Raw genomic sequence first — 4,501 nt, 5'->3', positions numbered from 1 at the left:
TAGAGGTTGCGATATTTAAGAGTAGATTTGTGGAGTTAAGCACGAAGAAGCAAATCAAAAGGAAATGTCGCCGAAACATATAACTAATGCTTTAAAGTTATATCGTTGGGATTATACAGAATATGTATAATACTGTCATAAATATTATTTATGGGGAGCTATCATGACGGATATGTTTTTGTTAAATTTCAAAATATACTAATTTATAAAACACAGTCTTGAGTGATTAGCTCAAGGCTTTTTTTATTGTAAGCTTGAGCAAAGTGAATGTTGAGCAAGGTCGTTGCCTAAAGTGGTAAGGAAGGCATCTCGTTGGCAATATGAGCAAAGTGAATTTTAGTTTGTTTAATTAATCAATTTTAATTTAGTATGAGGAGGAAATGAAAACATGAATGTAACAACGTCAGTAAATGAAAAAAGAAAAAAATCTACAGGTGGAAACTTTAAAGTACCACATACATTAGTAATAATATCAGCTATTATACTCCTTGTATCAATAGCTACTTATATAGTACCAGGAGGTGCTTATGAGAAAGCAGTAAATGATTTAGGTAAAACTGTAGTTGTGGATGGATCATTTAAATATATAGAAAATGAGCCACAAGGATTATTTGCAATATTACAAGCGCCTATCCAAGGAATTGTAGATAGTGGAGAAATAATAGCATTTTTATTTATAGTAGGTGGAGCTTTTAATATAATATCAAGAACAAAAGCAATAGATTTCGGTATTGTTAATATAGTAAATGTGTTTAAAGGGAAAGAAATTTTAATTATTCCAATAATAACTACAATCTTCTCTTTAGGTGGTGCAGTATTTGGAATGTACGAAGAATCAGTGCCATTTGTTGCGATTTTAGTACCATTAATGCTGGCTCTAGGATATGACAGTATAATGGCGGTTGCAGTTACATATTTGGCATGTGCTCTAGGATTTTCTTCAGCAATGCTTAATCCTTTTACAGTAGGGATAGCGCAATCAATAGCAGAAATACCAATGTTTTCTGGAATAGCATATCGTACAATAATATGGGTAATAACAACTATTGTTGGATGTGCGTTTTTAATGATGTATGCTAGAAAAATTAAAAAGAATCCTGAGTTAAGCCCAGTTTATGAAAGTGACAAAATAAAAAGAGAAAACTTACAAAACTTTGAAGAAGACCATGGAAAATTCACTTTAACTCATAAAGTAATATTAGCTTCACTTGCCATATGTATAGGTGTAATAGTTTGGGGAGTTTTAGCTAAGGGGTTCTGGATACCTCAAATAGCAGCAGTATTTTTAATAACGGGATTATTTAGTGGAATAATAGGAAGACTTTCAGGAGATGAAATGGCAGATGCATTTTTAGAAGGCGCAAAAGGTATGATAGGTGCAGCTGTTATGATAGGATTTGCAAGAGCTATAGTAATAGTTGCTGAAAATGCAAGTATAATAGATACAATTTTATATAACTTATCTAATGTAATAGGACAGTTACCTTCATTATTAGCAGCTTGTATAATGTACCCTATACAAATGTTCATCAACTTCTTTGTTGGCTCAGGTTCAGGACAAGCAGCTTTAACAATGCCAATACTAGCACCACTTGGTGATTTAATAGGAGTATCTCGCCAATTAACAGTTTTAATATTCCAATTTGGAGATGGTTTCTCAAATATTATCTTCCCAACATCAGGAATATTAATAGCTTGTTTAGGAATAGCTGGAGTTCCTTTTGGAAAATGGTTCAAATGGGTACTTCCATTACAAGGAATATTATTTGTTTTAGCAATAACATTTATCACAATAGGTTCGCTTATGGGATGGTCATAATAAGAGAGGGAGATTACATATGAAAGAATTATTAAATAAAGAAGTAGAAAATTTAAGAAATGAATTAGTTGAAATTAGTGAATATATGTATCACAATCCAGAGCTGGGAAATGAAGAGTTTAAATCTGTTCAAAAACTGACTTCACTATTAGAAGAACATAATTTTATAGTGGAAAAAGAGTTTTTAGGACTTAAAACTGCTTTTAGAGCAGTATATGACAGTAATAAACCAGGTTTAACAGTTGGTTATTTATGCGAATATGATGCTCTTCCAGAAATAGGTCATGGGTGTGGACACAATATGATAGGTACCATGTCAGCAGGTGCCGGTGTTATTTTAAGTAAAATTTTAGATGAGGTGGGAGGGCGTATCATAGTATATGGAACTCCTGCTGAAGAAACTGATGGAGCAAAAGTAATATTTGCAGAAGAAGGAGTCTTTGAAGAGTTGGATGCAGCAATGATACTTCATCCTTCCAACGCAACTAGCAAAAGTGGAACATCTATGGCACTTTATCCACTACAATTTACATACAAAGGGAAAACTGCCCATGCGGCATCTTGCCCACAAGATGGTATAAATGCATTAAACAGTGTTATACAATTATTCAATGGAATTGATGCTCTTCGCCAACACGTAACACCAGATGTTAGAATGCACGGAATAATAACTAATGGAGGTGTTGCTGCAAACATAGTTCCAGACGAAGCAGTGGCACAGTTCTACTTTAGAGCAGCTAAAAAAGAAACTGTTACTGAGTTGTTGGAAAAGGTTAAAGCTATAGCAGAAGGTGCAGCACTTATGACAGGTGCCACACTTGAAATGGAAAGATTCGAGTTACCCTATGATAATTTAGTAACTCATGAAAATTTATCAGATGCTTTTACTGAAAATCTTAAGGAACTTGGTATTACAGAGTTTGCAACAGACAAGATTTTTGGTTCAAGTGATATAGGCAATGTAAGCCATATAGTACCTACTATTCATCCTAATATAGGTATATGTGATCGTAGCGTGATTAGTCATAGTAGAGAAATGGCTGATGCGACTGTAACAAAACTTGGACATGAGAGATTGATTACAGGAACGTTGGCTCTTGCTTATACAGGATATGATGTTTTAACTAAAAAAGTTGAGTTATAAATAGAAAAAACTTCTAGTCTACAATTTAGAGGCTAGAAGTTTTTTGTTTATTGATTACCATAAGTTGAGCTATAATAGACTACAAAAAAAGTGTATATATGCTATTTTTCATTATTTACATTAACAAGAAACTAAAACTGTTAAATATATATCCAGTTATAATTATACCAATAGTAACTATTCCAACAAAGATACATAATAATTTTGGCTTAATCACCTTACTAAGCATTATTATAGATGGAAGTGATAGGGCTGTCACACTCATCATAAATGCTAAAATAGTGCCAATAGGGACACCAGCCATAAACAATGCTTCGGCTATAGGTATTGTACCAAAAATATCTGCATACATAGGTATACCAACTATTGCAGCTATTAAAACTGAGAATGGGTTTTCGTGACCTAATATAGAAAGAATCATATCTTGTGGTATCCAGTTATGAATTAATGCACCTATACCAACACCAATTAGAACATATATATATACATTCTTAACTATAACTTTTGTATCATCCAAAGCGTAATTTAATCTTTGTTTTTGATTAAAATTCTCAGACTCATCATATAAATCTCTAGTTTTTTCATTATAAGTTCTTATTTCATCTTCCATATTAAGTTTGCTTATTATAGTACCACCTACAATGGCTATTACAAGTCCTAAAACTACATAAACAATAGATATTTTCATTCCAAAGAAAGATGCAAGTAATAATAATGAAGCAATATCAACCATTGGAGAAGATATTAAAAATGAAAAAGTAACACCCAAAGGTAAGCCTGCATTACTAAATCCTATAAATATAGGAATACTAGAACAAGAACAAAATGGAGTAACAGTACCAAGAAGGGCTGAAACTGTTGCACCATAAACTCCTTTAAACTTACTTAATATTCTCTTTGTTTTTTCTGGTGGGAAGTAACTTTGTATATAAGATATAAGGAAAATAAGTACAGCTAAAAGTATAAATATTTTTATAGTATCATAAATAAAGAATTGTATACTTCCTCCCATTTTAGATGAAACATCTAGTTTTAAAATGTTTTCTACAAATATGGTGATTAAATCAGATAACCACTTCATACCTAGAATCTGCTCTGTAAAAAAATTAAAAGCATTCATATAAACCTCCTATAATGCATCAAAAAAAATTGATGTTAAAATGATAAATAAATGTATATCCAACTAAATTGAATATACTTATATTTATTATATCAAAAAAAGTTGATTTGAGAACCCTTTATAAAAATAATTTTTGAATTACTTCATAAGTTAAAACTCTAGATATACTATCCTTATTCACAGAGTAATAATTCCATTTGCCTATGGAAGTTTTACTTATTAGATTTGCTGAAAGGAGCATTTTTAGATGATAAGATAGTTTTGATTGGGATATATCAAACAGATCTACCAGCTTGCAAACACAGACGCTTTCTTCAGTATATAGCTTTTTTAATATTTGTAATCTGATTGGATCAGATAATGCTTTAAAAATTAATTCATAGTTTTCCATATTAATACCTCCGATATTTTATATTAT

General features: G+C 31.4%; 4 protein-coding genes and 1 riboswitch. Of the genes, 2 read left to right on the top strand and 2 right to left on the bottom strand.

Going from position 1 to position 4,501, the window contains the following annotated elements; genetic code table 11:
• Positions 1 to 169: riboswitch (Lysine riboswitch) on the top strand. This riboswitch is flagged as partial in the annotation.
• A gap of 219 nt (positions 170 to 388) precedes the next feature.
• Together NSA58_RS16520 and NSA58_RS16515 are read left to right on the top strand one after the other, a co-directional pair.
• Entirely contained in the window at positions 389 to 1,819 is a 1,431-nt protein-coding gene (locus NSA58_RS16520; RefSeq protein ID WP_074078986.1) for a YfcC family protein, read from the top strand.
• A 19-nt stretch (positions 1,820 to 1,838) separates the two neighbouring features.
• Complete coding sequence (locus NSA58_RS16515) at positions 1,839 to 2,963, top strand: M20 family metallopeptidase (RefSeq protein WP_039678399.1); 1,125 nt, start codon at positions 1,839 to 1,841, stop codon at positions 2,961 to 2,963.
• 115 nt (positions 2,964 to 3,078) lie between these two features.
• On the opposite strand, the gene NSA58_RS16510 is transcribed toward NSA58_RS16515, so the two are convergent.
• Positions 3,079 to 4,083, bottom strand: coding sequence for a permease (locus NSA58_RS16510; protein ID WP_039678400.1), 1,005 nt, complete (start codon positions 4,081 to 4,083; stop codon positions 3,079 to 3,081).
• A 118-nt stretch (positions 4,084 to 4,201) separates the two neighbouring features.
• Positions 4,202 to 4,474 (bottom strand): ArsR/SmtB family transcription factor, encoded by a 273-nt coding sequence (locus NSA58_RS16505; protein WP_039678401.1) that lies wholly within the window; start codon positions 4,472 to 4,474, stop codon positions 4,202 to 4,204.
• Positions 4,475 to 4,501: the final 27 nt, after the last annotated feature.

It is taken from the genome of Terrisporobacter muris, assembly GCF_024621905.1.
Taxonomy (GTDB): Bacteria; Bacillota; Clostridia; order Peptostreptococcales; family Peptostreptococcaceae; genus Terrisporobacter; species Terrisporobacter muris.
The sequence above is the reverse complement of the archived record's forward strand: the minus strand, read 5'-3'. Positions and strand labels throughout refer to the sequence as shown.

What these genes read in the sequence shown, in the direction of transcription:
- NSA58_RS16520 (WP_074078986.1), top strand. Translation starts at nt 389, where the DNA reads ATGAATGTAACAACGTCAGTAAATGAAAAAAGAAAAAAATCTACAGGT.
- NSA58_RS16515 (WP_039678399.1), top strand. Translation starts at nt 1,839, where the DNA reads ATGAAAGAATTATTAAATAAAGAAGTAGAAAATTTAAGAAATGAATTA.
- NSA58_RS16510 (WP_039678400.1), bottom strand. Translation starts at nt 4,083, where the DNA reads ATGAATGCTTTTAATTTTTTTACAGAGCAGATTCTAGGTATGAAGTGG.
- NSA58_RS16505 (WP_039678401.1), bottom strand. Translation starts at nt 4,474, where the DNA reads ATGGAAAACTATGAATTAATTTTTAAAGCATTATCTGATCCAATCAGA.